The sequence below is a fragment of the Luteitalea sp. genome (assembly GCF_022842525.1).
Lineage (GTDB): Bacteria > Acidobacteriota > Vicinamibacteria > Vicinamibacterales > Vicinamibacteraceae > Luteitalea.
This window is the reverse complement of the sequence record NZ_JALHPM010000053.1, coordinates 12,279-35,848: the sequence shown is the minus strand read 5'-3', so window position 1 is coordinate 35,848 and position 23,570 is coordinate 12,279. Positions and strand designations below refer to the sequence as shown.

At 70.3% G+C, this 23,570-nt stretch carries 18 protein-coding genes; 9 read left to right on the top strand and 9 right to left on the bottom strand.

From position 1 onward, the window contains the following. From Q0C41_RS12765 to Q0C41_RS12755, 3 genes are all read left to right on the top strand, one after another. Nucleotides 1-886, top strand: an 886-nt coding sequence (locus tag Q0C41_RS12765; protein ID WP_291984164.1) for a translocation/assembly module TamB domain-containing protein, incomplete at its 5' end; no start/stop codon positions are given. A 108-nt stretch (nucleotides 887-994) separates the two neighbouring features. Beyond that, nucleotides 995-1,354, top strand: coding sequence for a YciI family protein (locus Q0C41_RS12760; RefSeq protein WP_291984163.1), 360 nt, complete (start codon nucleotides 995-997; stop codon nucleotides 1,352-1,354). Continuing rightward, nucleotides 1,338-2,594 carry a DUF6596 domain-containing protein gene (locus tag Q0C41_RS12755; RefSeq protein WP_291984162.1) on the top strand — a complete coding sequence of 419 codons (1,257 nt, stop codon included), beginning with the start codon at nucleotides 1,338-1,340 and terminating at the stop codon, nucleotides 2,592-2,594. The genes Q0C41_RS12760 and Q0C41_RS12755 overlap by 17 nt, the downstream gene beginning before the upstream one ends. Nucleotides 2,595-2,619: 25 nt before the next feature. Here the strand turns inward: Q0C41_RS12755 and Q0C41_RS12750 are convergent, their stop codons facing one another. The 7 genes from Q0C41_RS12750 to Q0C41_RS12720 all read right to left on the bottom strand — a co-directional run bounded on the left by Q0C41_RS12750 (nucleotide 2,620) and on the right by Q0C41_RS12720 (nucleotide 10,684). Then, complete coding sequence (locus tag Q0C41_RS12750; protein ID WP_291984161.1) at nucleotides 2,620-3,873, bottom strand: ABC transporter permease; 1,254 nt, start codon at nucleotides 3,871-3,873, stop codon at nucleotides 2,620-2,622. Nucleotides 3,874-3,942: 69 nt separating this feature from the next. After that, nucleotides 3,943-5,235, bottom strand: coding sequence for an ABC transporter permease (locus tag Q0C41_RS12745; protein ID WP_291984160.1), 1,293 nt, complete (start codon nucleotides 5,233-5,235; stop codon nucleotides 3,943-3,945). Next, the gene (locus Q0C41_RS12740; RefSeq protein ID WP_291984159.1) at nucleotides 5,232-6,512 is read right to left on the bottom strand and encodes an HlyD family efflux transporter periplasmic adaptor subunit; all 1,281 of its coding nucleotides are present in this window, start codon (nucleotides 6,510-6,512) and stop codon (nucleotides 5,232-5,234) included. The genes Q0C41_RS12745 and Q0C41_RS12740 overlap by 4 nt, the downstream gene beginning before the upstream one ends. After that, a complete protein-coding gene (locus tag Q0C41_RS12735; protein ID WP_291984158.1) occupies nucleotides 6,509-7,789 on the bottom strand; it encodes a hypothetical protein in 1,281 nt (426 codons plus the stop codon). The genes Q0C41_RS12740 and Q0C41_RS12735 overlap by 4 nt, the downstream gene beginning before the upstream one ends. Continuing rightward, nucleotides 7,786-8,994 carry an HlyD family efflux transporter periplasmic adaptor subunit gene (locus tag Q0C41_RS12730; protein ID WP_291984157.1) on the bottom strand — a complete coding sequence of 403 codons (1,209 nt, stop codon included), beginning with the start codon at nucleotides 8,992-8,994 and terminating at the stop codon, nucleotides 7,786-7,788. Before Q0C41_RS12730 ends, Q0C41_RS12735 begins: the two co-directional genes overlap by 4 nt. A 48-nt stretch (nucleotides 8,995-9,042) precedes the next feature. Next, on the bottom strand, nucleotides 9,043-9,600 hold the full coding sequence (locus tag Q0C41_RS12725) for a DNA-3-methyladenine glycosylase I (RefSeq protein ID WP_291984156.1): 558 nt from the start codon (nucleotides 9,598-9,600) through the stop codon (nucleotides 9,043-9,045). A 55-nt stretch (nucleotides 9,601-9,655) separates the two neighbouring features. After that, on the bottom strand, nucleotides 9,656-10,684 hold the full coding sequence (locus Q0C41_RS12720) for an HD domain-containing phosphohydrolase (protein ID WP_291984155.1): 1,029 nt from the start codon (nucleotides 10,682-10,684) through the stop codon (nucleotides 9,656-9,658). Nucleotides 10,685-10,912: 228 nt separating this feature from the next. Between Q0C41_RS12720 and Q0C41_RS12715 the strand changes: the two genes are divergently transcribed. Then, nucleotides 10,913-12,775, top strand: coding sequence for an alpha-amylase family glycosyl hydrolase (locus tag Q0C41_RS12715; protein ID WP_291984154.1), 1,863 nt, complete (start codon nucleotides 10,913-10,915; stop codon nucleotides 12,773-12,775). Nucleotides 12,776-12,832: 57 nt separating this feature from the next. Further along, nucleotides 12,833-13,354 carry a protein-disulfide reductase DsbD domain-containing protein gene (locus tag Q0C41_RS12710; protein ID WP_291984153.1) on the top strand — a complete coding sequence of 174 codons (522 nt, stop codon included), beginning with the start codon at nucleotides 12,833-12,835 and terminating at the stop codon, nucleotides 13,352-13,354. Between the two features lie 30 nt (nucleotides 13,355-13,384). Here the strand turns inward: Q0C41_RS12710 and Q0C41_RS12705 are convergent, their stop codons facing one another. Continuing rightward, nucleotides 13,385-15,457: a molybdopterin-dependent oxidoreductase gene (locus tag Q0C41_RS12705; protein ID WP_291984152.1), complete on the bottom strand. Its 2,073-nt coding sequence runs from the start codon at nucleotides 15,455-15,457 to the stop codon at nucleotides 13,385-13,387. A 95-nt stretch (nucleotides 15,458-15,552) separates the two neighbouring features. Here Q0C41_RS12705 and Q0C41_RS12700 point away from each other — a divergent pair, with 95 nt between their 5' ends. Genes Q0C41_RS12700 through Q0C41_RS12690 form a run of 3 tightly spaced genes read left to right on the top strand, consistent with a single transcriptional unit; the run spans nucleotide 15,553 to nucleotide 19,591 of the window. Further along, on the top strand, nucleotides 15,553-17,238 hold the full coding sequence (locus Q0C41_RS12700) for an amidohydrolase family protein (RefSeq protein WP_291984151.1): 1,686 nt from the start codon (nucleotides 15,553-15,555) through the stop codon (nucleotides 17,236-17,238). Next, on the top strand, nucleotides 17,235-18,578 hold the full coding sequence (locus tag Q0C41_RS12695) for an NAD(P)/FAD-dependent oxidoreductase (RefSeq protein ID WP_291984150.1): 1,344 nt from the start codon (nucleotides 17,235-17,237) through the stop codon (nucleotides 18,576-18,578). The genes Q0C41_RS12700 and Q0C41_RS12695 overlap by 4 nt, the downstream gene beginning before the upstream one ends. Before the next feature lie 14 nt (nucleotides 18,579-18,592). Then, on the top strand, nucleotides 18,593-19,591 hold the full coding sequence (locus Q0C41_RS12690) for a DUF3810 family protein (RefSeq protein ID WP_291984149.1): 999 nt from the start codon (nucleotides 18,593-18,595) through the stop codon (nucleotides 19,589-19,591). Here Q0C41_RS12690 and Q0C41_RS12685 read toward each other — a convergent pair. Further along, a complete protein-coding gene (locus Q0C41_RS12685; RefSeq protein ID WP_291984148.1) occupies nucleotides 19,542-20,372 on the bottom strand; it encodes a DUF4097 family beta strand repeat-containing protein in 831 nt (276 codons plus the stop codon). The genes Q0C41_RS12690 and Q0C41_RS12685 overlap by 50 nt on opposite strands. Nucleotides 20,373-20,657: 285 nt before the next feature. Here Q0C41_RS12685 and Q0C41_RS12680 point away from each other — a divergent pair, with 285 nt between their 5' ends. Further along, complete coding sequence (locus Q0C41_RS12680; RefSeq protein ID WP_291984147.1) at nucleotides 20,658-23,345, top strand: IPT/TIG domain-containing protein; 2,688 nt, start codon at nucleotides 20,658-20,660, stop codon at nucleotides 23,343-23,345. Nucleotides 23,346-23,570: the final 225 nt, after the last annotated feature.

The following is a 23,570-nucleotide window of genomic DNA, read 5'->3' as shown; positions in this document are numbered from 1 at the left end:
GACATCGGCGGCCACCCCGGCCGCGCCCGCCACGGCGTCCGCGGGGGCCACCGCCGCCGCACCGGAGACGTCGGCGGACGTCTTCGCCGACACGGCGCTCAACCTCCAGGTGAAGATCCCCGACAACCTCGTGCTGCGTGGGCAGGGCATCGAGGCGCAGCGCGCCTCGATTGGCGACCTCAACGCGACGCTGGGGGGCAACTTCCGGGTGGCCAAGACCGCGGGCAAGCCGACGGTGCTGCTGGGTGCGGTGAACACCGTGCGGGGGACGTATTCGTATCAGGGGCGCCGGTTCGATCTCGTGCGCGACGGGCAGATCCTGTTCCGGGGGGCCGAGGAGATCGACCCCCGGCTGGACATCACGGCGCAGCGGGTCATCCAGGGCGTCGAGGCGCGTGTCCGGATCATGGGCACCGCTCGCAAGCCGGAGTTGTCGCTGTCGTCGACGCCGCCGCTCGACGAAGGGGACATCCTCGCGCTGATCGTGTTCAACCAGCCGCTGAACCAGCTCGGCACCGGGCAGCAGAATTCGCTCGCGCAACGTGCCGGCGGCATCGCGGCTGGCTTCGTCGTGACGCCGCTGGCCGAGGCCCTGGGCAGCTCGCTCGACCTCGACCAGTTCGAAGTCGAGACGACCGACCCGACCGGCCGGGTCAATCCGGCGGTGGTGATCGGCCAGCAGGTGACGCAGGACCTGTTCCTGCGCTTCCGCCAGCAGTTCGGCAACCAGCAGGTCACCCAGTTCCTGCTCGAATACCGCCTGGCCAGTTTCCTCCGCCTGCAGGGCAACGTGGCCGAGGGCGACGGGCTCACGGCCGGCAACCGCTCGCTGACGCAGCGCATCGAGCGCTACGGCGCCGACCTCGTCTTCTACTTCTCGTTCTAGGCGGCGCCCGCCGGTGTCGATCACCGGCGGTCCCGTTCGTCTTCAGGGCAACAGTGCACGAGACGGGGATGTGCCCCGTATGCTTGCTGCCAGACGAGAGGACACGAGATGGCCAGATACCTGTTGTTGCTGCGTGACGCCGACACCTTTCCCGACATGAGTCCCGAGGCGATGCAGGCGGTGCTGCAGCGCTACATCGACTGGACGCACGGACTCGCCAGCCGTGGCCTCCTGGTCGATGCCAGCAAGCTGCAGGACCGCACCGGTCGGGTGCTCCGGCCAGGCAGTGCCGGCCTGTCGGTCACCGACGGTCCGTTCGTCGAAGGCAAGGAGATCATCGGCGGCTACTACGTCGTGTCCGCCGACTCCTGGGACGACGCGGTCGGCCTCGCGTCGGATTGCCCGCACCTGGAACTCGGGTCGATCGAGATCCGGGAGCTCGAGCAGACGGGTGACGAGCAGTCCTGATCACCTGGTGACGCACCTGTTCCGGGAGGAGGCGGGTCGCATGGTGACCCGCCTCACCCGCGTGCTGGGCGCACGTCACCTCGACGTGGCGGAAGACGCGGTCCAGGACGCGCTCCTGCGCGCCCTGCGCGTCTGGCCCCTCAGCGGGGTCCCGGCGCAGCCCGTCGCTTGGCTCTTCACGGTGGCGCGCAACCAGGCCCTGGACCGGATGCGTCGTGCCCGCTGGTTCCGCGACCGCGAGCCGATCATCACCGCGGCCGTGCGTGCGCTCGGCGAGCAGGGCCTCGACGAGGGCCGCCTGCCGTTCGGCGACGCCGACCTCTGCGTGATGTTCCTGACGTGTCACCCCGCGCTGTCGCGCGAGGCCCGCGTCGCCCTCACGCTCAAGACCGTCTGCGGCTTCGGCGTCGACGAGATCGCCCGCGCCTACCTCCAGCCCGGTCCGACCGTGGCGCAACGAATCGTCCGCGCCAAACGCACCCTCCGCGAGGCCGATGCCGTCGCAGACATGCCGACGCGTGACGACCTCGTCGCACGGCGCAGCGCCGTCCTCGAGACGCTGTACCTGATGTTCAACGAAGGGTACGCCGCCCACGAGGGCGCGCACCTGACCCGACCCGATGTCTGCGAGGAAGCGGTGCGCCTCACGCGGCTGCTGGCCGTCAGCCCGGAGACGGCCTCACCCGAGACCGCCGCGCTGCTGGCGCTGATGCTCCTGCACTCGGCGCGCCTCGCCGCGCGCACGACGCCCGAGGGCGACGTGCTGCTGCTCGACGCGCAGGACCGCGCGCAGTGGGATCGCGGTCGGCTGGCCGAGGGGCTCGTCTGGCTCGATCGCAGCGCGGCCGGGGACGACCTGTCGCCATACCACGTCCAGGCGGCCATCGCCGCCACGCACGCCACCGCGCCGGATCTCGCGCGCACCGACTGGCCTCGCATCGTGTCCCTCTACGACCAGTTGCACGCGCTGGCGCCATCCCCGGTGGTCGAGCTGAACCGCGCGGTCGCCCTCGCCCAGTGGTACGGCGCGGCCGCCGGGCTCGCCGCCGTCGAGGCCAATCGCCTGCTGTCGCGTCTCGATCACTACTACCTCGCGCACGCCGTGCGCGGCACGCTCCTGATGCAGGTGGGCCGGACGTCGGAGGCCCTGACGGCCTTCGACCGTGCGCTCGCCTGCGGCTGCTCGGCACCCGAACGCCGGCTGATCGCGCGTCGGCGCGCGCAGGTCGTGTCCACCTGACCGGCCACGCGTCGGCGCCCGGGCGCTACTCGCGGACGATGGCGTCGATGGGGGAGAGGCGTGCGGCGCGCACGGCGGGGTAGGTGCCGAAGACGATGCCGACGATCAGCGCGGCGAGGGCGCTGATGACGAGCGTGCTGACGCTCACCGAGGCGTAGACCAGCGCGTCGGTCTGGGCGCGGATGATCGCGGTGGCGACCCGCGCCCCGGTCAGGCCCAGAAGCACCCCGATCAGGCTGCCGGCCGACGAGATGGCGACCGACTCGGTGAGGAACTGCCGGCGGATGTCCCGCCGGCGGGCGCCGACGGCCTTCCGGATGCCCACTTCGCGGGTGCGTTCGGCCACCGAGGCCAGCAGGACGTTCATGATGCCGATGCCGCCGACCAGCAGCGAGATCGACGTGAACGCGCCGAGCATCAGCTTCATCACGAGGATGCCCTGCGTCACCTGCGCCAGCCGCTCCGGACCATGCGCGACGACGCGGACCTGACCACGCCAGTCCGCACGCTCGTCGACGAGGGCGTCGAGGCGTCGGCGGACGTCGGGCGCCTGCTCGACGGCCCGGACGGTGACCGTCAGTGTGCGGGCCCGCGGTTGGGGCACCGGCACGAGGGCGTCGTCGACGGTGTCGAGGGGAACGGCCGCCGAGAGGTCGCGCCCACCAGGCGCGTCGGCCACGAGGCCGATGATGCGATAGGACGCGTGACCCAGCGCGATCACGCCGCCGACCGGCGAGGTCGTCGTCGGCGGGAGCAGCGCCGTGGCCGTGGCGCGCGAGACCACCGCGACGCGCGCGCCCGTGCGGAGTTCGTCCGCGGTGAACCATCGACCGGCGAGGAGTGCGGGGGGCGATGGCGTGCCGGCGAGCCACAGCCCGCTCACCTGGACGGCACGGAGGGCGGCATCTGGCGACCCTGGTGCCTCGAGGCACGGGGCGCCGTCCCGGCAGCCGGTCAATGCGGTGCCCGTGACTTCCAGCCGCACGTCGGCGTCCGGCAGGAGAGCGGCGACGGCGTCGGCGTCGCCGGCCGCGAAGATCGGATAGGACTGCCGCGGGATCCGATGGCCGTCGATGACATCGGCGGTGCGCGCTTCGACGGCGATGCGGTGCATGCCCTCGAACGCGATGCGCTCGCGCATGAACGCTTCCGCGCCGTCGCCGAGCGACAGCACCGCGGCCAGCGAGGCCGCTCCCATCACGACGCCGATGGTGGACAGCAGCGTTCTGAGGGGATTGGCGCGCAGGGCATCGAGCCCCGTGGCAACGGCGGCAGGCACGCGCAACGGTACGTGTGGGGCTCGCGATCGGTTCCGTCCACCGGTCCGTGCCCGGTCCCCGCGCGGCCCCTACTCGTAGTGCAGGGCCTTGACCGGGTCGAGGCGTGCCGCCTTGCGCGCCGGGTACACGCCGAAGAGCAGACCCACCGCCACCGACACCGTGAAGGCGAGGGCCACCGAGAACGGCGTGATCACCGTCGTCCACCCGGCGAAGTACGCCACCAGACGCGAGATCAGCACCCCGACGACCACGCCGAGCACGCCGCCGAGCCCGGAGATGATCGTCGCCTCGATCAGGAACTGCCTGACGACCTCGGCCTGGCGGGCGCCGACGGCGCGACGGACGCCGATCTCGCGGGTCCGCTCCAGCACGCTCGCCAGCATGATGTTCATGATGCCGATGCCGCCGACCAGCAGGGAGATCGAGGCGATGGCCACCATCACCATCTGGAAGATCTGCTGGGTGCGCCGCTGCTCGGCCAGCAGTTCGGCCGGGACCACGAGCGAATAGTCGCCGGCCCGCTTGTGGGTCTCGTCGAGCAGCCCGCGGATGGCCTGCGCAGCCACCGGTGACGTGTCGGACGACGCGACCTGGACGTACAGGCCATCGATCTCGTCCTTGACGCTGCTGGTCGAGTCTTCCAGTCGAAGGATCGCCGTCCACACCGGGACGTACACGAGGTTGTTCCGATCGTCGGCCGGCAGTCCACTCGTGCCACGTGGAGCGGTCATCTGCGGCCGCGTCACACCGATCACCAGCAGCCACTGCTCGTTGACCTTGAGGTGCTGGCCGATCGGCGATGTGCCCGGGAACAGCGCCTCGGCGATGCCATCGCCGAGCACCGCCACGGGAGCGGCGCGCCTGGCCTCTTCCTCATCGAAGAAGCGTCCCTGCGCCATCGCCAGGCCGGCGATGGCCCGGTAGCCCGGCGCCACGCCGAACACGACCGGCATGTCGCGCCCGGGTCGAGGCAGCAGCGCGGTCGGCGTGAAGCGCTTCCTGGGCGAGATGCCGGAGATCCCGGGCACGTTGGCCTCGACGAGTCTGAGGTCGGTGAACGTCAGGCCGGGCGACACGGCCCGCATCTTCTGCATGCTCTGCCAGTCGGTGGCCTCGCGCGCCTCGACGATCAGGTTGCGCACACCGAGGTTCTCGATGAAGGCCATCACCTGCTGCTGCGCCCCGGCACCGATCGACAGCATGGCGACGACGGCCGCGACCCCGCAGATCATGCCGAGCATCGTCAGCAGCGAGCGCAGCTTGTGCGCCAGCAGGTTCTCGAGGCCCATGCGGATGTCGGGCCCGATCCGCGCCGACCAGCGGCGATGGCGCGGACCGGTGGCGGTGGTCGACGCATTCATCGCGCACCTCCCGCTGCTGGCGTCGTCGCCGGGGCATCGTCGGCGACGGTCGGGTCGCGCAGGGCGACCCGTGTGCCTTCGGCGAGGCCATCGACGACCACGCGCGATTGCGTGCGCGCGGTCACCTTGACGGCGGTGGGCACGAAGCGTCCGCCCTGATCGACGAACACCGTCGGCGTGCCATCGCGGTCGAAGACCGCCTGGCGCGGCAGCGACAGGACCCGCCGCAGCGGCGTCCCCTCGATGCGGATGCGCGCCGTGCGGCCCGCTTCGACGGCGTGCTCGAGCGGCGGCATCGCGAACGTGACGTCGAATTCCCGCTGCACGGACGCGCGGAAGGGCCCGCCGCGGTCGGCCATGCCGGCAACCGTGCGGACGGTGGCGACCACCGGGGGCCGCGTGCTGCCGTCGAACTGCACGTGGGCCTGCTGCGACGGCGTGACGCTGGACGCCAGTGCCTCTGGCACGCGGGCTCTGACCTGGATGGCGGCCGGATCCAGCACCATCAGGACCGGACGTCCGGGGAACACCACGTCGCCCTCGCGATAGTCCGGCATCGACATGCCGGTGTAGTAGAAGCCGCCTGACGCATCCTGGTTCTGCCGCACGGCGACGATGCCGGCAAACGGCGCGCGCACGGTCATCTGCTCGATGGACTGACGCGCCCGGTCGCGAGCCAGGATGGCCTTCTGGCGCTTCTCGTCCGCGACGGCGCGAGCCGCGGCGCCCGTGCGGGCCCGGGACTGGACGTCCTCCTCGATCTGCGCGAGCTTTCGCTGATTCTCCTCGAGGGTCAGCTGATTCTTCCGTGCCTCGACCTCGGCAAGGAACTCGTTGGTCGTGACGTCGAGTTCGGCGCGGCGCACATCGAAGCGGGCCTTGAGCAGGTTGACGGCATCCTGCGCCGCCTGCACTTCCCGATCGGCGTCGATCTTCTGGATCTCGAGACCGGCCTCTTCCACTTCACTCTCGCTGATCTCGAGCATGAACTCCTGCTCCGCCGTGTCGAACCGCATCACGATGTCGCCGGCCGCCACGCGTGTGCCGGTCGAGGCCAGTGCGACCAGCCGCAGGGTGCCCGTGACCGCAGGAGCGGTGACCAGTTGCGAGCGGGTGGCGACGAATTCGCCAGACGTGTGGACGTCCGCGCTGACGTCGCCCCGGCTCACGGTGATGGTGGGCACGGCCTCGCTGCCCGCCGCCCGGGTACAGGAGGTCGAGCCGGTCGCAAGCACGGCGACGATCGGCAGGGCTGCCGTCATCCGCTGCATGGTCATGAGGGCCCTTCTTCCAGTGCGGCGAGGCGTGCCTCGGCGTCGGCCGGTGGCGTCAGGGCCACACGGTCGCCCACCGACAGGCCGGAGGCGACGGCCGTCATGTCGTCGTTGCGATGGGCCACGCCGACGAATCGCGCGACGAGGCCGCGCGGGGTCACGACCCAGGCGACGGTGCGACCGCCGTGCGGGAACAAGCCGCGTGAAGGCACCAGGGTCTGCTGCTCGTGACGCGCGACCGCGACCCTGGCCACAGCCGTCATGCCCGGCCGCACGCGCGGTTCGCTGGTCGTCAGTTCGAGGACCACCTCGAAGCCGCGCCGGGGCGGCCACCCGCTGGTGAAGTCGGTCTTGGCAATCGTGCCGATGGACACCAGTCGCGCCGGCAGGTCGCTGTCACCGATGGCGTCGATGCGGACGGTGGCGTCCTGACCGACGCTCAGCCGGCTGCGGTCGACCTCGTCGACCATCGCCGTCATGCGCGCCGACGACAGATCCGGCAACTCGGCGATCTGGGCGCCGGCCCAGGCGGCGTCGCCCACCTGGAACGGGCGTGACCCCTGGCCGAACTGGCCGGCGCGCCAGTTGTCGAGCACCACCATCAATCCGTCGGTGGGCGCCGTGATGACCAGCGCCTGCAAGCCGCGCGACGTGCGCCCGACTTCCGCCTGGGCCCGTTCCCGCTTGCCTTCCAGCGCGCCGATCGTCGCCCGGGTGGCCGCGCGCCCGCTGTCGAGCACGGTGTCGGTCTCGACGAGCTTCTGCTGCTTGTCCGACAGCGCGAGCGTCGCCTTCTGTTCGTCGAAGCGTGACTGCATGGCGCCGGCCGTGACGTCGAGCCGTGCGCGTTCGACGTCGAACTCGGCCGTCACGCGTCCCGTGGTGAACTCTTCGAGCTTCAGCCGCCCCTCGGCATCGGCCTTGGCGATCTCGGCCTGCGAGGCGCGAAGATCCGAGTGCTTCTCGTCGAGCCGCTGGCGCAACGATGTGGCATCGAACGCGATCACCAGATCGCCCTTCTTCACCCTGGCGCCGTTGGGCGCGAGCTCGAGGATGCGCAGCTCACCGGCATCCGACGGCGCCGTGAGCGCCTGCGATCGCAGCGCCCGGATCTCGCCACGAATCGTCGTGCGGTCGTCGAACCTGCCGCGGATGACCTCGACGCTTTCCACGTCCGCGTCGACCCCGCCGCGCCCGAGCACCTGCCACCCGCCGACCGTCGCCAGCCCCAGCAGCAGGACCCCGACGATCACACGTCGTCGCGAGAAGGCGCCCCTCACGGCGCCGCCTCGTCGAGGCCGACGCGGTCGCCTGCCGCGAGGCCTTCACCGATCACCGCGTCACTCGGGGTCAGGGCCAGCAGTGTGACGCGGCGCCACTGCCCGCCACTGAGCACGCCAGGTGCGGCGTCGCGCCAGACGATGGCGCGGCGTGGCACGGTGAGGGCGCCGGGCCAGTGGCCGAGACGGACGTCGACGGCGGCCGACAGGTCGGGTGTCAGGACGGCGTCGCGACCCTCGACGGAGAACTGCGCCAGCACGTTGCGCACCTTGTCGGACATGCCCGGGGTGGCGACGGGCGAGAGCCGCTCGAGCCGTGCCCGGTAGCGTCGCGATGGGTAGGCATCCAGCGACACGTCGGCCGGCAGTCCGACCTCGAGCCCCGCCAGATCGGATTGGTTCAGCTTGGCGCGGATGCGCATCGCTCCTTCGGCGACCACGTCCAGCAGGCCGAGTCCGGTGCGCACCTCCTCACCTTCCTGCGGCTCGCCCATCCGCCCACCCTTCCAGATCGATCGCAGCACGACCAGGCCGCCGATGGGCGCGCGAATCGACAGGCGTTCGGCGTTGCGCTCGGCATGCTCCCAGGCGCGTCGCGCCCGATCACGTCGGACTTCGAGGGTGCGGACCTCGGCCTTCGCGGCCGCCACCTTGAGGGCGTACGTGCGGCGCAACTGGGCCACTTCCGCCTCTGCCGCCTCGCGCAGCAGCAGATTCTTCTCGGCCTCGATCCTCGGCAGGATGTCGTTCTTGCCGACCTCGAGGACGGCGAGCGCGAGGGCGTTCTCGGCGGTCTTGAGCGCGGTGTCGTCCTTCGCCCGCAACTCGGTCTGTTCGGCGACCTTGCGGTGGACCTGCTCTTCGAGGTCGCGGAACTCGGCCTTCTTCTCGAGCGCCAGATCGAGTTGCGCCTGACGATCGAATTCGACCAGCGTGTCGCCTGCCGAGACGCGACTGCCGTTGGCGACCAGGCGTGTGACCACCAGCGCGGTGACGTTCTGGCCCAGGATCCGCGGCACGACCACGGCGACGGCGCTCTCCGGCTCGACCGTGCCGTGGAGGCGCAGCACGTGCGTCACGTCGCGTCGCTGGACCTCGACCGTGGCTGCAGCAACCTCAGCGGTGGATGTCGGAGCCGGGTCGGCGTGCGACTGGACGCACCCCGACAGGCCAGCGAGGCAGAGGATCCACAGAAGGTCGCGCACGGGAATCGACGCATTAGACGGGCGTTGGGGCGAAACGGTTGGTGCGGTCTATCGGTGTCGCGTGAAGCAGTGCGCGAGGTGGTCGTCGACGAGTCCCGCCGCCTGCATGAAGGCGTAGCAGATCGTCGGGCCGACGAAGGTGGCACCGGCGTGGGCGAGCGCCTTGCTCATCGCTTGCGCCTCGGGTGTCGCGGTCGGCACCTGCGACATCGACGTCCAGTGGTTCACTCTGGGCTGGCCGTCGACGAAGCTCCAGAGGAAGGCATCGAGCGACCCATGCCGCGCCTGCAGGTCGATCACGGCGTTGGCCGTCTTGCGGGCCCCACGGATCTTCAGGCGGTTGCGCACGATCCCCGCGTTGCTCATCAGGGCCGCCTCTTCCTCTTCGCTCATCGCCGCCACGCGCGCGATGTCGAAGCCGTGGAACGCCTCGCGATAGGTCTCGCGCTTGCGCAGCACCGTGATCCAGCTCAGCCCTGCCTGGGCCCCTTCGAGGATGAGCAGTTCGAAGAGGCGACGGTCGTCGTGCACGGGCACGCCCCATTCGTCATCGTGGTAGGCGACGTAGAGCGGGTCGGTGCCACACCAGGGGCAGCGTTCGGGCATGCCGGATCGTACCAAGCGTCCGGCGGCTCGTCCGGTGGACCGCGGGAGCGCGGGATCAGACTCGAGGCGCGCGCAAGGTCTTGACGAAGGTCTTCAACAGGTCCTGATCGAAGTGCGACGCCAGGTGCGTCGTCATCAGGTGCAGTGCGTCCACCGGCTTCATCGCGCGCTGGTAGCTGCGGTCGCTGGTCATCGCGTCGTAGACGTCGGCGATGGCGGCGATGCGGCCGAACAGATGGATGTGCTGCGGCTCGAGCGCCCGCGGGTAGCCATGGCCACTGAGCCGTTCGTGGTGCTGCGAGACGACGACCATGCCGAGCGAGCCCATCCGGCCGTCGGCCTGCAGGATGTGCTCGCCGCGGACGACGTGGGTGCGCATCAGGGCCATCTCGCCGTCGGTGTAGGCACCCGGCTTGACGATCAGCTCGCGGGGCAGTTCGCTCTTGCCGATGTCGTGCAGCAGGCCACCGAGCGCGAGATCGCGGAGGTCACTGGCGTTGCGTACCCCGGCGGCGTGGGCCAGTCCCGTCGCGAAGATGCTGACGTTCATCGAGTGGCGCACGGTGTCGTAGTCGCGCGCCATCAGGGCGGCCATGTGCCCGAGGGCTTCCTTCTCCTTGACGAGCAGTTGCACCGTCTGCTGCGCGACGCGCCGGGTGCGCGGCACCGCCTCGGTGTGCCGCGGGTCGATCATCACGGCTTCGAGGGTGGTGTGCGCCGCCGACTGCAGCAGTTCGACCTTGCGCGGCGTGGCGATCTGGGGATTGGCGAGCAGCGTCTCGAGATGCCGCTCGACGTACTGTTCGTAGCGTCGCCGTTCGTCGCCCTTCAGCCACAGCGTCTGGACGTTGTTGGCCAACAGGCGCGCATGGTGCGGCGTGGTGAATTCGAGGTCGGGGCCCCGGAAGAGGACGAAGTGGCCGGGCGAGGTCTGCAGATACAGGTGGAAGTCCACGACCGAGTCCATCACCAGACCGTCCAGATGGACCGGGATGTACAGGGGGCGGACGTGGCCGAACGCCGCCCGTACCGACCCCTCGGGGGACTCGGTCACAGGGAGGACGGCGCGTGCCGGGGCAGCCACGTCCGGCTCTGCTGCAAGTCGCGCGCCTGAACCGCCGGGCTCCAACACGGGCATTTCCGCGTCGTCGTCGGCGCGTCACGGACGGGACTGTGCCTGGACTGACGGATTCGTCAGTCGCGGGCAGAACCGTCATGGGCGCGCCACCTGCACGTGCGGGCCGCGCAGTGTGCGCTCCCGGCACACCACGGCGGTGAGCGCATCGGCGAATTCGCGTGCTAGGGTGGCCGTATGAACGATGCCACCGCGCCAGTGTCGACGCGTGCGTTCGGACGGATCGCGCACCTCCCGGAGCCCGACTATGCGCGCCCGCTCCTCACGCTCACCGCCGCGCAGCGCGAGCGGATGCTCGGGTTGCTGTCGACCATGTACGGTGACGAGGTGGCCGCCGCGACGTTCCCCGAACTCGAGCGTCTGATGCGCGTCTACCACGCGCACAAGCCGCCGGCGCTGGTGGCGGAGGATGCGGCCTTCGTCGCCGCCGAACGGTTCACCGAGCGTGACGTCGTGCTCATCACCTACGGCGACCTGCTGACGTCGCCGGGGCGCGCGCCGCTGCAGGTGCTGGCCGGCTTCCTGCGCCGCTTCATGCGCGGGTCGATCGACACCGTGCACATCCTGCCGTTCTTTCCCTACTCGTCCGACCGCGGCTTCTCGATCATCGACTACGAGGAAGTGGACCCGCGCCTCGGCTCCTGGGAGGACATCGCCTCGCTGGCGAAGGAGTTCCGGCTCATGTTCGACGGCGTGTTCAACCACGCGTCGAGTCGCAGTCGCTGGTTCCAGCGCTTCCTCAATGGCCGGCCGGGCTACGAGGACTTCTTCGTCGCCTTCACCACGAAGGACGCCATCGACGCCGACTACCTGCGCCTCATCCTGCGTCCGCGCACGTCCGACCTGCTGACGCCGTTCCGTACCATCAACGGCATGCGGTACGTCTGGACGACCTTCAGCCCGGATCAGGTGGACCTGAACTTCCGCAACCCGCGGGTCCTCACCCGGGTCGTCGAGATCCTCCTGGCGTACGTCCGACGCGGCGCCGACGTGGTGCGGCTCGATGCCGTCACCTACATCTGGCGGGAACTCGGCACCAGCTGCGCGCACCTGACGGAGACCCATGCGCTGGTCAAGCTGTTTCGCGCGATCCTCGATGTCGCGGCGCCGCAGGTCGCCCTGATCACCGAGACCAACGTCCCGCACGCCGACAACATCAGCTACTTCGGCAACGGCACCGATGAAGCGCAGCTGGTCTACAACTTCGCGCTGCCGCCGCTGGTGCTCCACACGTTCCACACGGGCTCCTGCGAAGCCCTGGCACGCTGGGCCCGCTCGCTGAGCCATGTCTCGGACACGGCCAACTACTTCAACTTCCTGTCGTCACACGATGGCGTGGGCCTGCTCGGGGCACGCGGCATCCTGACCGAGGCGGAGGTCGGCGCGCTCGTCGATCGCACCATCGCGCACGGCGGCTTCGTCTCCTACCGGTCGAACGGCGACGGCACACAGAGCCCGTACGAGCTCAACATCACCTGGTACAGCGCGCTCAATCGCGAGGGCAATGGCGAGTCGCAGGCGCTGCAGGTGGCGCGCTTCCTCTCGGCTCGTGCCATCGCCCTGGCCATGCGCGGCGTGCCCGGCATCTACCTGCCGACGCTGTTCGGGACGAAGAACGACACCGACGCCGTGCTCGGCGGGGCCGAGAAGCGGTCGATCAATCGCCGCACGTTCGATGAAGGCGCGCTGATGCGACTGCTCGACGACCCGGACTGCTGGGTGTCGCAGGTGGCGCGCGGCATGCGTCGCCTCGTGCGTCGCCGGGTGGCGCAGCCGGCGTTTCACCCGAATGCCGCCCAGACCGTCCTCGATCTCGGGCCGCAGGTGTTCGCCGTGCTGAGAGAGCGTGAGGGCGTGCAGCGGGTGCTCGCCCTGACCAACGTCACCGATCACCCCGTGCGCGTGAAGGTGCCGGCCGCGGATCTCGGGCCGTCGGTCGTGTGGAGGGACCTGCTCTCGCGTGCCCGCTACCAGGCGCACGCCGACGTGCTCTCGGTGGCGTTGCCGCCGTACGGCATCGCCTGGTTGTCGTCGCCCTAGTGTCGCCAGCCGGCGGTCGTGGGCCGCGCACGGCGCGACTCATGCTGTAATCGAGGCATGTCGCGTGCGTTGACCATTGCTCTCGCCGTGCTGGCCGGGACGGCCACGGCCGGTGCCCAGACCAGAACGCCCGACTTCCTGGAGGCGGAGGCGCCGAAGGCGAGGGTCGAGACGCTGCATCTGCAGGCGCAGGTCGCCGGGGGAGGTCTCGGGGCCGACGGCCGGGGTCATGTCGAGCTGGGCGTCACGCCGAAGGCGAAGATGCACATCTACGCCGCCGACGTCACTGGCTACCTGCCGTTCACGGTGAAGGTCGCGCCGGCGGCCGTGGTCACGCCAGGGAAGGTCACCTATCCGCTGGCCGAGACGTACGTCTTTCCGCCCACGGGTGAGTCGTCCCGGGTGTACCTCACACCGTTCATGGTCACCCACGCGTTCGTGCTCACGCCAGAGGCGCGCCGAACCGTCGCGGCGGGCGGGACCGTGACAGGGGTCGCCACCATCCGCTACCAGGCCTGTGACGACCGCGTCTGCTACCGCCCGGCGACGGCGACCCTCAGCTTCGACATCACACGGTAGCCGCACTGGCGCGGCCATGGCCGCGGGGCCTCAGTGCACGTCGTTGGGGCGCTGTGGGACGAACACGCTGACGTCCGCGGCGCCGAACGCCGCACCGACGATGCGCGCCACTTCGACGCGCGCGTCGTTGAAGCAGGCCCCGCCCGAGTGGCGCTCGAGCGTGGCGGGGGAGAGCGAGTTCGACGTCTCGCCGTTCAACGTGCTCTGTCGCCACAGGCCCTTCGGCAAGCTGACCACGCCACGGGCGATGTTGACCGTGATGTGGGCCAGACAGTGCACGTCGCCGAGCGCGTTGAAGACCCGCACCGTGTCGCCCTCCTCGATGCCACGCGCCTCGGCGTCAGCCGGGTGCAGCTGCAGGCGGGCGATGTTCCGCCGCAACTGCCCGAACGTCGAGCTGATCGTCTTCTCGCTCGCCGGGCTGATCAGGGCCAGCGGGTAGATCGGCGACGCGGGATCGGCTTCGTAGCTGTAGAGCGGGCCGCCCCTGGCCAGCGATTCCGGATAGAGGTGGATCTTCTGATCGGGCGTGCGCGGCCGCACGTCCACCATCTGCACCGGACGCGCCCCTTCCGCCGGAGGCGTGGCGCGCTGCTCCATGACCCCGGTGGCGATGGCCTCGGGCAGGCCGCTGGTCACACGCAGGAGGACGTCGGTCTCGTCTTCCTCGCTGCCCACGCCCAGGCGTGCCGCCAGCTCGCTGAACACGACGACGTTCGGGCGCGATTCGCCGACGGGCTCGATGACCGGCTTGACGAGCTGGACGGCGTAGTTGCCGTAGGCGCGAGCGATGTCGTAGTGCTCGAGGAAGGTCGTGGCCGGCAGGATCACGTCGGCATAGCGTGACGTGTCGGTGCGGACCTGGTCGAACACGACCGTGAACAGATCCTCGCGTTCGAGGCCCTTCTGGATCAGGTTCTGGTCGGGCGAGGTGACCAGCGCATTGCTGTTGTAGACGAACAGCACCTTCACCGGCGGCACCGGCGTGCCCGTCAGGACTTCGCCCAGCCGGTTCATGTTGATGACGCGGGTGGACGTCTCCGGCACCTGTCGCCAGCGCTCGGCGTCGATGCCGAAGGCGCCGCTGTTGCTCATCGTGTACCCCCCGCCGGGGACACCGAAGGCGTTGATCAGCGCCGGCAGCGCCAGCACGGCCATCACGGCCTCGGTGCCGTTGCGATTGCGCTCGAGGCCCCAGCCGCAGCGCACCACGGACGGCCGGATGGTCGCGTAGAGATCGACCAGGCGCGACACCGCCGCCGCCGGGATGCCGGTGATGGCGGCGACGCGATCCAGCGTCCACGGCGCGGTCCGCGCCTCGAAGGCCTCGACGCCCGAGGCGTGGGTGGCGAGGAAGGCGCGGTCGACGGCGTCGCGGGCGAAGAGCTCGCGCGCCATGCCCAGCGCCAGGACGAGGTCGGTGCCCGGGCGAATCGGCAGGTGCAGGTCGGCCTGCCGCGCCAGCGGCGTCGCCCGCGGATCGATGACGACGAGCGTGGCCCCGGCCTCGCGGGCCTGCTTGATGAACGGCACGAGGTGGATGCCCGAGGCCGACGGGTTCGCGCCCCACACGACGATGAGCCGGGCGCTGGCGTAGTCCTCGTAGGCGACGCCGGCCATCTTGCCGTACATGGCCTGGGCCGCCACGCCCGTCGGGGCGGCGCAGACGGTGCGCGCGAGGCGCGACGTGCCGAGCGCGCGCCACAGGTCGGCGTCGGTGCTGAGGTGCGTCAGGAAGCCGTTGGACCCGCCGTAGGAGTAGGGAAGGATGGACTCCCCGCCGAACTCGTCGCGGGCGCTCTCCATGCGTGCGGCGATGAGCGACATCGCCTCTTCCCAGGTGGCGCGGCGATACTTCCCGAGTCCCTTGGCCCCGTCACGAATCTCGGGAGAGAGGAGGCGGTGATCCCCGTAGAGATGGTCGGTGAACCGCCGGACCTTGCCGCAGATGAACATGCCCGTCGTCGGGCTGGCCGGACCAGCGTCCACCGTGACGACGCGGCCCTCCTCGACGCCAACCGTGAGGCTGCAGCCATCCGGGCAGTCCAGCGGGCAGGCCGTTTCCACCATCGTGGCGCTTCGTCGTCGGGGATTCTCAGGCACTGCCGGTATTCTGGCACAGCATGCCGCAGCGCCGAGATGGCTCGGAATCGATGAAAACGCGCGGGATTCCCCCGGCTCGCGCCCGTACGCTCACCGTGGCCTCCGCAACCGTCGCGGTGCTGGCGGGGCTCGCGCTGTTGTCGAGCTGTCGGCCATCGCCGCCCGAGTTCGATCTGATCGTGCGTGGGGGTCTCGTCCTGGACGGCACGGGGACGCCGGCCATGCGGGCCGACGTCGGCGTGCAGGGCGATCGCATCACGGCGCTCGGCGACCTCTCGGACAGGACGACGACGGAGTCACTCGACGCCGACGGGCAGGTCGTGGCCCCCGGCTTCATCGACACCCAGGGGCAGTCGGGGCGGATGCTCCTCGAGGATGGGGCGGGCGCCAGCCACATCCGGCAGGGCATCACGTCGGAAGTGATCGGCGAGGCCAGCACACCGGCGCTGTGGGTGCCGGGATCGGCCGACCAGTCGTTGCTGACACGACTCGGCGAGCGCTTCGACTGGTCGGGCTTCAACGGGTTCCTCGAGCGCCTCGCCTCGCGGGGCATCACCGTCAACGTCGGGTCGCTGGCGCCGCTCAACCAGTTGCGCGTGGATGTCATCGGTCCGGCGCAACGCGAGGCGCGCCCCGAGGAACTCGAGGAGATGCGTCGACGGCTGGACACGGCGATGCGGCAGGGGGCCTTCGGCCTGTCGAGTGCGCTCATCTACCCGCCCGGGTCGTACGCCAGCACCGACGAGATCGTCGTCCTGGCGAAGACGGCGGCGATTCACGGGGGTCGCTACGTCACGCACATCCGCGGCGAGGGCGACCGGGTGGAGACCGCGCTCGACGAAGCCATCACCATCGCCGAGCAGGCGCAGATTCCGGTGGTCATCTACCACCTGAAGATCGCGACGCGCACCCGGTGGAAGACCATGCCGGCGATCGTCGCCCGCCTGGAGCGGGCCAGGGCTCGCGGACTCGACGTGTCGGCCACGGCCTACCCGTATCCGGTCGCGGGCACGAGTCTGGATGCGTCGCTGCCCGACTGGGTGCACGACGGCGGCGACGCGGCGATGCTGCGCCGCCTGGCCGACCCGGCGATGCGGGCCCGGATCCGGCGCGACATCGAGCGCGGCCACGACGGCTGGGAGAACTTCCTGCGGGCCGCCGGCTTCGACGGCGTGACGATCGCCGACGTGAAAGCGGGTGGTGACACGTCGGTGATCGGGCTGACGCTGGCCGAGATTGCCCGGCGGCGTGGCCGGTCCGACTGGGACACCTTCTTCGATCTCCTGATCGAGCACGACGGGGCCGTGGCCGCCCTCTACGCGCTCATGCACGAAGACGATGTGCGCGAGGTGCTGCGACAGCCGTGGGTCACCATCGGCAGTGACTCGTCGGCGCAGCCGGCAGAGGGACCACTCGCCGTCGGGCGACCGCATCCGCGCGGCTTCGGTTCGTTTCCGCGCGTGCTCGGCCGTTACGTGCGTGACGAGGGCCTCGTCCCGCTGCCGGCGATGGTCCGGCGCCTCACGATGGGGGCGGCCGAACAGTTCGGCATTCGCGAACGCGGACAGGTGCGGCCGGGCTGGTATGCCGATCTCGTGGTGTTCGATCCGGCCACCATTCGCGATACCGCGACGTTCGACCGCCCGCGGCAGTACCCTGTGGGAGTGACGGCTGTCGTGGTGAACGGCGTGGTGACGGTGAAGGACGGCGCGTTGACCGGCCGGCGGGCTGGTCGTGCCCTGCTCGGTCCTGGCGTCGTGCCGACCAGGGACCCGTCGTGATCGCCGGCGTGCCGGTCCGCGCCGGCGATGCCCATGTGGCGGTCTCGTCCACGCCTGGACGCCGCCGTATCGTCATCGTCGGCGGGGGCTTCGGGGGGCTGCAGGCCGCGCGCGCCTTGCGCTGGGCCGATGTCGACGTGGTCCTCGTCGATCGGCGCAATCATCACGTCTTCCAGCCGTTGCTGTATCAGGTCGCGACCGCGGGGCTGTCGCCGGGCGACATCGCGTCGCCGATCAGGTGGATCCTGCGACGCCAGCAGAACGTGCAGGTGTTGCTGGCCGAGGCCCAGCGCATCGACGCCGAGGCGCACGTCCTCCACCTGGACATCGGCCAGCTGCACTACGACGCCCTGATCATCGCGACCGGCGCCACGCACGCCTACTTCGGCCACGACGCCTGGCAGACCCATGCGCCCGGGCTGAAGACGCTCGAGGACGCGGGCCTCATCCGTCGACATCTGCTGCTCGCCTTCGAACAGGCGGAGCGCACGCCCGTGCAGGCCGAGCGGACCCGCCACCTCACGTTCGTGATCGTCGGCGGCGGGCCGACGGGCGTCGAGCTGGCCGGCGCCCTTGCGGAACTGGCGAACTTCTCGCTGGCCCGTGACTTTCGCAGCATCGACACCAGTTGTGCCCGAGTCGTCATCGTCGAGGCCGGCCCGCGGATTCTCGGCGCGTTTCCGCCAGACCTGCAGGACAAGGCCGAGCAGGCGCTGCTGCGGCTGGGCGTGGTCATCCGGAAGCACTCGCCGGTCACCGGCATCGATGCGCTGGGCGTCACGCTGGCCGACGGCGAACGCATCGAGGCCTCGACGGTCCTGTGGGCCGCGGGCGTGGCCGCCTCTCCGCTGGGGCGCTCGTTGGGAGTCGAGGTGGACAGAGTCGGACGCGTGGTCGTGCGGCCCGACCTCACGGTGCCCGACCGACCGGACGTCTACGTGATCGGCGACCTGGCGCACTTCGAGCAGGATGGCCAACTGCTGCCAGGGGTCGCGCAGGTGGCCATGCAGCAGGGGGCACACGCCGTCGAGAACATCCTGCGTCGCTTCGGCAACCAGCCGGTGCGCGACTTCCGTTACCACGACCTCGGCAACCTCGCGACGATCGGCCGCAATGCGGCCATCGCCGATTTCGGCGGCGGCTGGCGGTTCTCCGGCGTCTTCGCGTGGTGGCTGTGGCTGTTCGTCCACGTGCTCAAACTGACCGGGTTCCGCAACCGGACCGCGGTCCTCATCCAGTGGGCATGGGCCTACGTCACTCATCAGCGCGGCATCCGGCTCATCACGGGACAGGACCCGGTCGAGTCGTCCGCCTCGGACTCCTCGCCCTCGGCGCGCTAGCGTTCAGCCTGCCGGTGCCGCTGGCGTTGCTCGGCGGCTGGCGGCAGCTGTACGCCTCGGGCCAGCCCTTGGTCACCCGGGTCTCGGCGCGCCTGCCGGTTGCGGCCCTCGATGCGCTGCTCGTCGGAGTGGTCGGGGTGGCGGTGTGGCGGCTCTGGACCCGTCGGGCGCACTTGCGGCTGGTGCACACCACCGTGCGCCTGCTGGTCGTGCTGGCCGGCGGCTGGCTGCTGTTCCTCGTGCTGTGGGGATGGCACTACCAGGTGCCGACGCTCGAAGCGCGGCTCGGCCTGACGCCGGCCGAGGTCACCGCCGCCCGTGGTGAGGCGTTCGCGAGGGCAACGGTCGCCCAACTCAACGCGGGGCATGCCGCGGCGCACGCCGCGGCGTGGCCCGGGCGCGCCGAGATGCCGACGATCCTCGGGCCGCGGCTGGCGGAGGTCCTGCCGTCGGTGGGTGTGGTGCGGACGCCGCACCTTCCCGTCCCTCGGCGCACGCTGCTGGACGGGTACTTCCGGGCTGGCGGCATCGACGGGATGACCAATCCCTTCGGCCTCGAGATTCTGGTCAACTCGCGCGTGCTGCCCGTCGAACTGCCAGCGCTCGTGGCCCACGAGTACGCGCATCTGGCCGGCTTCGCCGACGAGGCTGACGCGAGCGTGGTGGCGTGGCTGGCGTGCCAGTCAGGAGGACCGGCACTGCGCTACAGCGGAGCGTTGGCGGTGCTGCCGCACCTGGCGGCTGGCTTGCCCCGGCCGGTGCAGCAGGCCGTGCTTGCCGACCTCGGACCCGGTCCGCGCGCCGACCTGCAGGCCATCGCGGCGCGACTGGCCGACCAGCGGCCGTGGGTCCACGCCGTGGCGTGGCAGACCTACGACCGCTTTCTCAGGGCGAACCGTGTGCGAGAGGGCGTGGCCCGGTATGACGCCGTGGCCAGGGTCCTGATCGCGACGGCCGATCCGGCTACTGGGAGACTTCGCCGGCAGCCGCAGGCGTGGCCGCCGACGCGGTGACCGAGACGCCACCGTTGACGGTCTCGACGCGCAGGGTCGGGCCGCCGCCATTCAGCTTGCCTTCGTAGTGCCGGCGCTTGCGCTCGGCGTCCTGGACCGTGCCGAAGCCGTCCACGCTGATGCCGCCGTTGACGGTGCGCACCGAGACGTCGGCGGCCACCGCTGCCGGCATGTGCACCTTGACGCCGCCGTTGACCGTCTCGACGCGGACGCCCTGACTGGGCAGCCCGGCGAGGTCGAGGGTAATACTGCCGTTGACGGTCTCGGCCTTCCGCAAGCCGCGGACCTCATGGGCCTCGATGCTGCCGTTGACGGTTTCGAGCGAGACGGCGCCGGTCACGCCATCCACGGCCACCTTGCCGTTGACGGTGGTGAGGGTCAGGCCGAGCGTGGCGGGGAGAAGGATCTCGTACCGGATCTCGATGTGTTGGCCCATGGACAGGCCCTGATTGCGCGGCGTCACGAGGCGGACGAGATCGGCCGAGGCACTCTGCTCGAGCGTGGTGCGCGAGAGCAGCTCGCGGGCGCCCTGCTCGCTGACGGCGCGAGCGGTCCGTTTCGCCTTCACCACGATGGTGGCGGCCTCGTGGGTCCGCACCTCGATGGCGCCATTGGTGTTCTCGATCTCCAGCCTGGCGGTCGGAGACACCTGATACGTCTTCTCCCACAGGTCGCTCGCCTGGGCACGCGGGCCGGCGATCATCATTTCGCAGCCGCCGGAGGCCAACGCCAGGGGCAGGAGCAAGGCACCTGCCAGCGGAGCACGTGTGGGCAGTCTCATGGGAACACTCCTCAGTAGCGGTACGACAAACGGGCGCCGAGGTTCCCACCATGGCACACAGGCGGCCGTTTCCGCCAATCCGGTAGCCCTATCCAAGGTGGCCGCTAGTGCACACCTACTATCCATGGTGGTGTTTGTCGATGTTTGGTATCTACCGCGCCAAAAATGTAATTGCCTTGTGAATTGATTCACAAGCCAACGGCCCTCAATCACAGGTTTTCTGGCCCATAAACGCGAAACCGTGCCAACCCGCGGCAGGGCATACCCGTTGCCCAAGCAGGGGGCATGGTCCGTTCGGGCTTCGCCAGCCGCCTCCGCCTCGCCATCCTGGCCACCTGCGTCCTGCTCACCCTGCAGGTCTCACAAGCCATCGCCGGTTCCGTGCGACTGTCCTGGGACGCCAACAGCGAACCCGACCTTGCCGGATACGTGCTGGTGTGGGGCACGACCAGCGGACTGTACTCCCAGTCCCTCACCGTCGCCCCGACCGTCGCCACCCAGGAGGTGACCAACCTCGGGGGCGGCACCTACTACTTCGCCGTCCGCGCCTTCAACACCGCCGGCCAGCACAGCGCCTACTCCAACGAGCTGGTCGTCGTCGTGGCGTCGACCGCGTCGACCCCGGCCATCACGACGGTGTCACCTGTCGTCGGCCCGGCCAGCGGTGGCACCGATGTCACCATCACCGGCACCAACTTCCAGAATGGCGTCGTCGTGCGCTTCGGCGCCATCGCCGCCACCGTGTCGAGCGTGACGACGACACGACTGGTCGCGCGCGCGCCGGCCCAGGCCGCGGGTGTGGTCAGCCTCACCGTGCTCAATCCCGACGGCAACGGCGTGCAGCTGCCGCAGGCGTTCACCTACCGCGCCGCGGCCCCGGTCGTGAGCAGTGTCACGCCGGCGAGCGGGTCGAGCGTCGGTGGCACCGAGGTCACCGTGAATGGCGCCAACTTCCAGACGGGCGTCAGCGTGTCGGTCAACAGCCTGGCCGCCACGGTCATCTCCGTCACCGCCAGCCGTGTGGTCGTCCGCATGCCCGCACACGCGCCGACGCTGGTGGGGCTCACCGTCACGAATCCGGACTCGCAGTTGGCCTGGGCGCCCGGCGTGTTCACCTACGTCAGCGTGCCGCCGACCATCACCTCGATCTCGCCGAGCCGCGGTGGTCCCGAGGGCGGCAACACGGTGGCCATCTCCGGGACGGGCTTCGCCGCCGGCGCCAGCGTCGCGTTCGACGGACAGGCGGCGGTCATCACCGCGCTTTCACCCACGTCGATCACCGCGATCGCCCCGGCACATGCCAGCGGCGCCGTGTCCGTGCTCGTGCGCAACACCGACGCGCAGTCCGCCACCGCCGTCAACGGGTACACCTACGACGACGCGGCACCGCTCATCACGGGGATCGCGCCGGCCCACGGGCCCATCGAGGGCGGCACGGTCGTCACCATCACGGGCCAGCGCATCGGCCAGACACCGACGGTGCACTTCGACGGCGTGGCCGGTCGGGTCCTCTCGCATACGCCGACGACCGTGACCGTGGAAACGCCCGCGCACGACGCCGGTGTCGTGGACATCGACCTGACCATCGCCACCGGTCTGGTTGCCTCGGCGCGCGGCAGCTTCACGTTCGAGGATCAGCGCCGCAGCGAGACCTTCACCCGCTACTTCGCCGAGGGCGCCGCGGGGGGCTTCTTCCAGACGCGCTTCGCGCTGGCGAACCCTCACGCCGAGGAGGTCCCGGTCACGGTGACCTTCACCGACACGCTGGGCTCGGCTACAACGATGCAGGTGACGCTGCCGCCGACGTCGCGCACGACCATCGACGAGACCAATCGTCCGGCGCTGGCCAGCGAGGCCTTCGCCACCAAGTTCGAAGCCCCTGCGGTCATCGCGGTGGAGCGCACCATGACGTGGGCGGCCGGCGGGCCGGCCTATGGCGCGCACAGCGAGACCGGCGTGACGGCCCCGCGCACGTCCTGGGTGCTGGCCGAAGGCGCCACCATCGGCGGCTTCAACACCTTCTACCTGCTCCAGAACCCGACCGCGCTGACCGCCGAGGTGAAGGTGCAGTACCTCCTCTCGACCGGCGAGCGCATCGAGAAGATTCATACGGTGGCCCCGCTTTCGCGCACCAACATCTGGGTCAACAAGGACGACCCCGCGCTCGCAGCGGCAGAGATGTCGGCCACCATCACCTCGCTCAACGACGTGCCGGTCGTGGTCGAGCGCTCGATGTACCGCAACAACGGCAGCGAGGTGTTCAGCGCCGGGCACAACAGCGCCGCGGTCGACGCGCCGGCGTTGCGCTGGTTCCTGGCCGAGGGGGCGACCGGGGGCACGTTCGACGAGTTCGTGCTCATCGCCAACCCGAGCGCAGCCAGGGCCACCCTGCGCGTGAGCTACCTCCGCGCCGGCCAGGCGCCCATCGTCAAGACCTACACGGCCGAGGGGCAGAGCCGGTTGACCATCTGGGTGGATCAGGAGGCTCCGGAGCTGGCCGCCGCCGAGGTCTCGGTCATCGTCGAGAGCCTGACGGCCACCCCGGTGGTGGTGGAGCGCTCGATGTGGTGGCGCGCGACGCCGGCGGGGGAGTGGATCGAGGCGCACAACAGCCGCGGCGTGACGACGGCTGCCGCGCGGTGGCTCGTGGCCGACGGCGACTCGGGAGGGCCGGGCCAGGCCAGCACCTACGTCCTGGTGGCCAACACCGCCGCGGCGGAGACCCAGGTCGCGTTCACGCTGCTGACCGAAGCCGGCACCAGCCGGACCGTGCACGACACGGTGACGGCCAATGGACGCTACTCGCTCGACGTCGCCGCCACGTTCCCCGAAGCGCAGGGCACGCGGTTCAGCGTTCTCGTCGAGAGCGTGACTGGCGCGGCGGCCCTGGTCGTCGAGCGGGCTTCCTACACCAGCACTCCCACGACCCCCTGGGCGGCCGGCACCAACAGTCTGGGCGTGCCGCTGCCCTGAAGTCCGGGCCTGTCGCCTGGGCGCACGCCATCGAGCGAGGCGTGCGACAGCAGCTCGGGTGAGTCGGAATACCGACGTTCACGTGCAGTTTCGACGAGCGGCATGGACCGGCACTGGACGCTGGAGCACCACGGCCGTTCTTTGTATTTGTTCCGAGAATCGTAACGTTCGAGACGCTTTCGTAATCGCTTGTGCAATCTGGCACAAGCCGGTTGTCGGAAATCC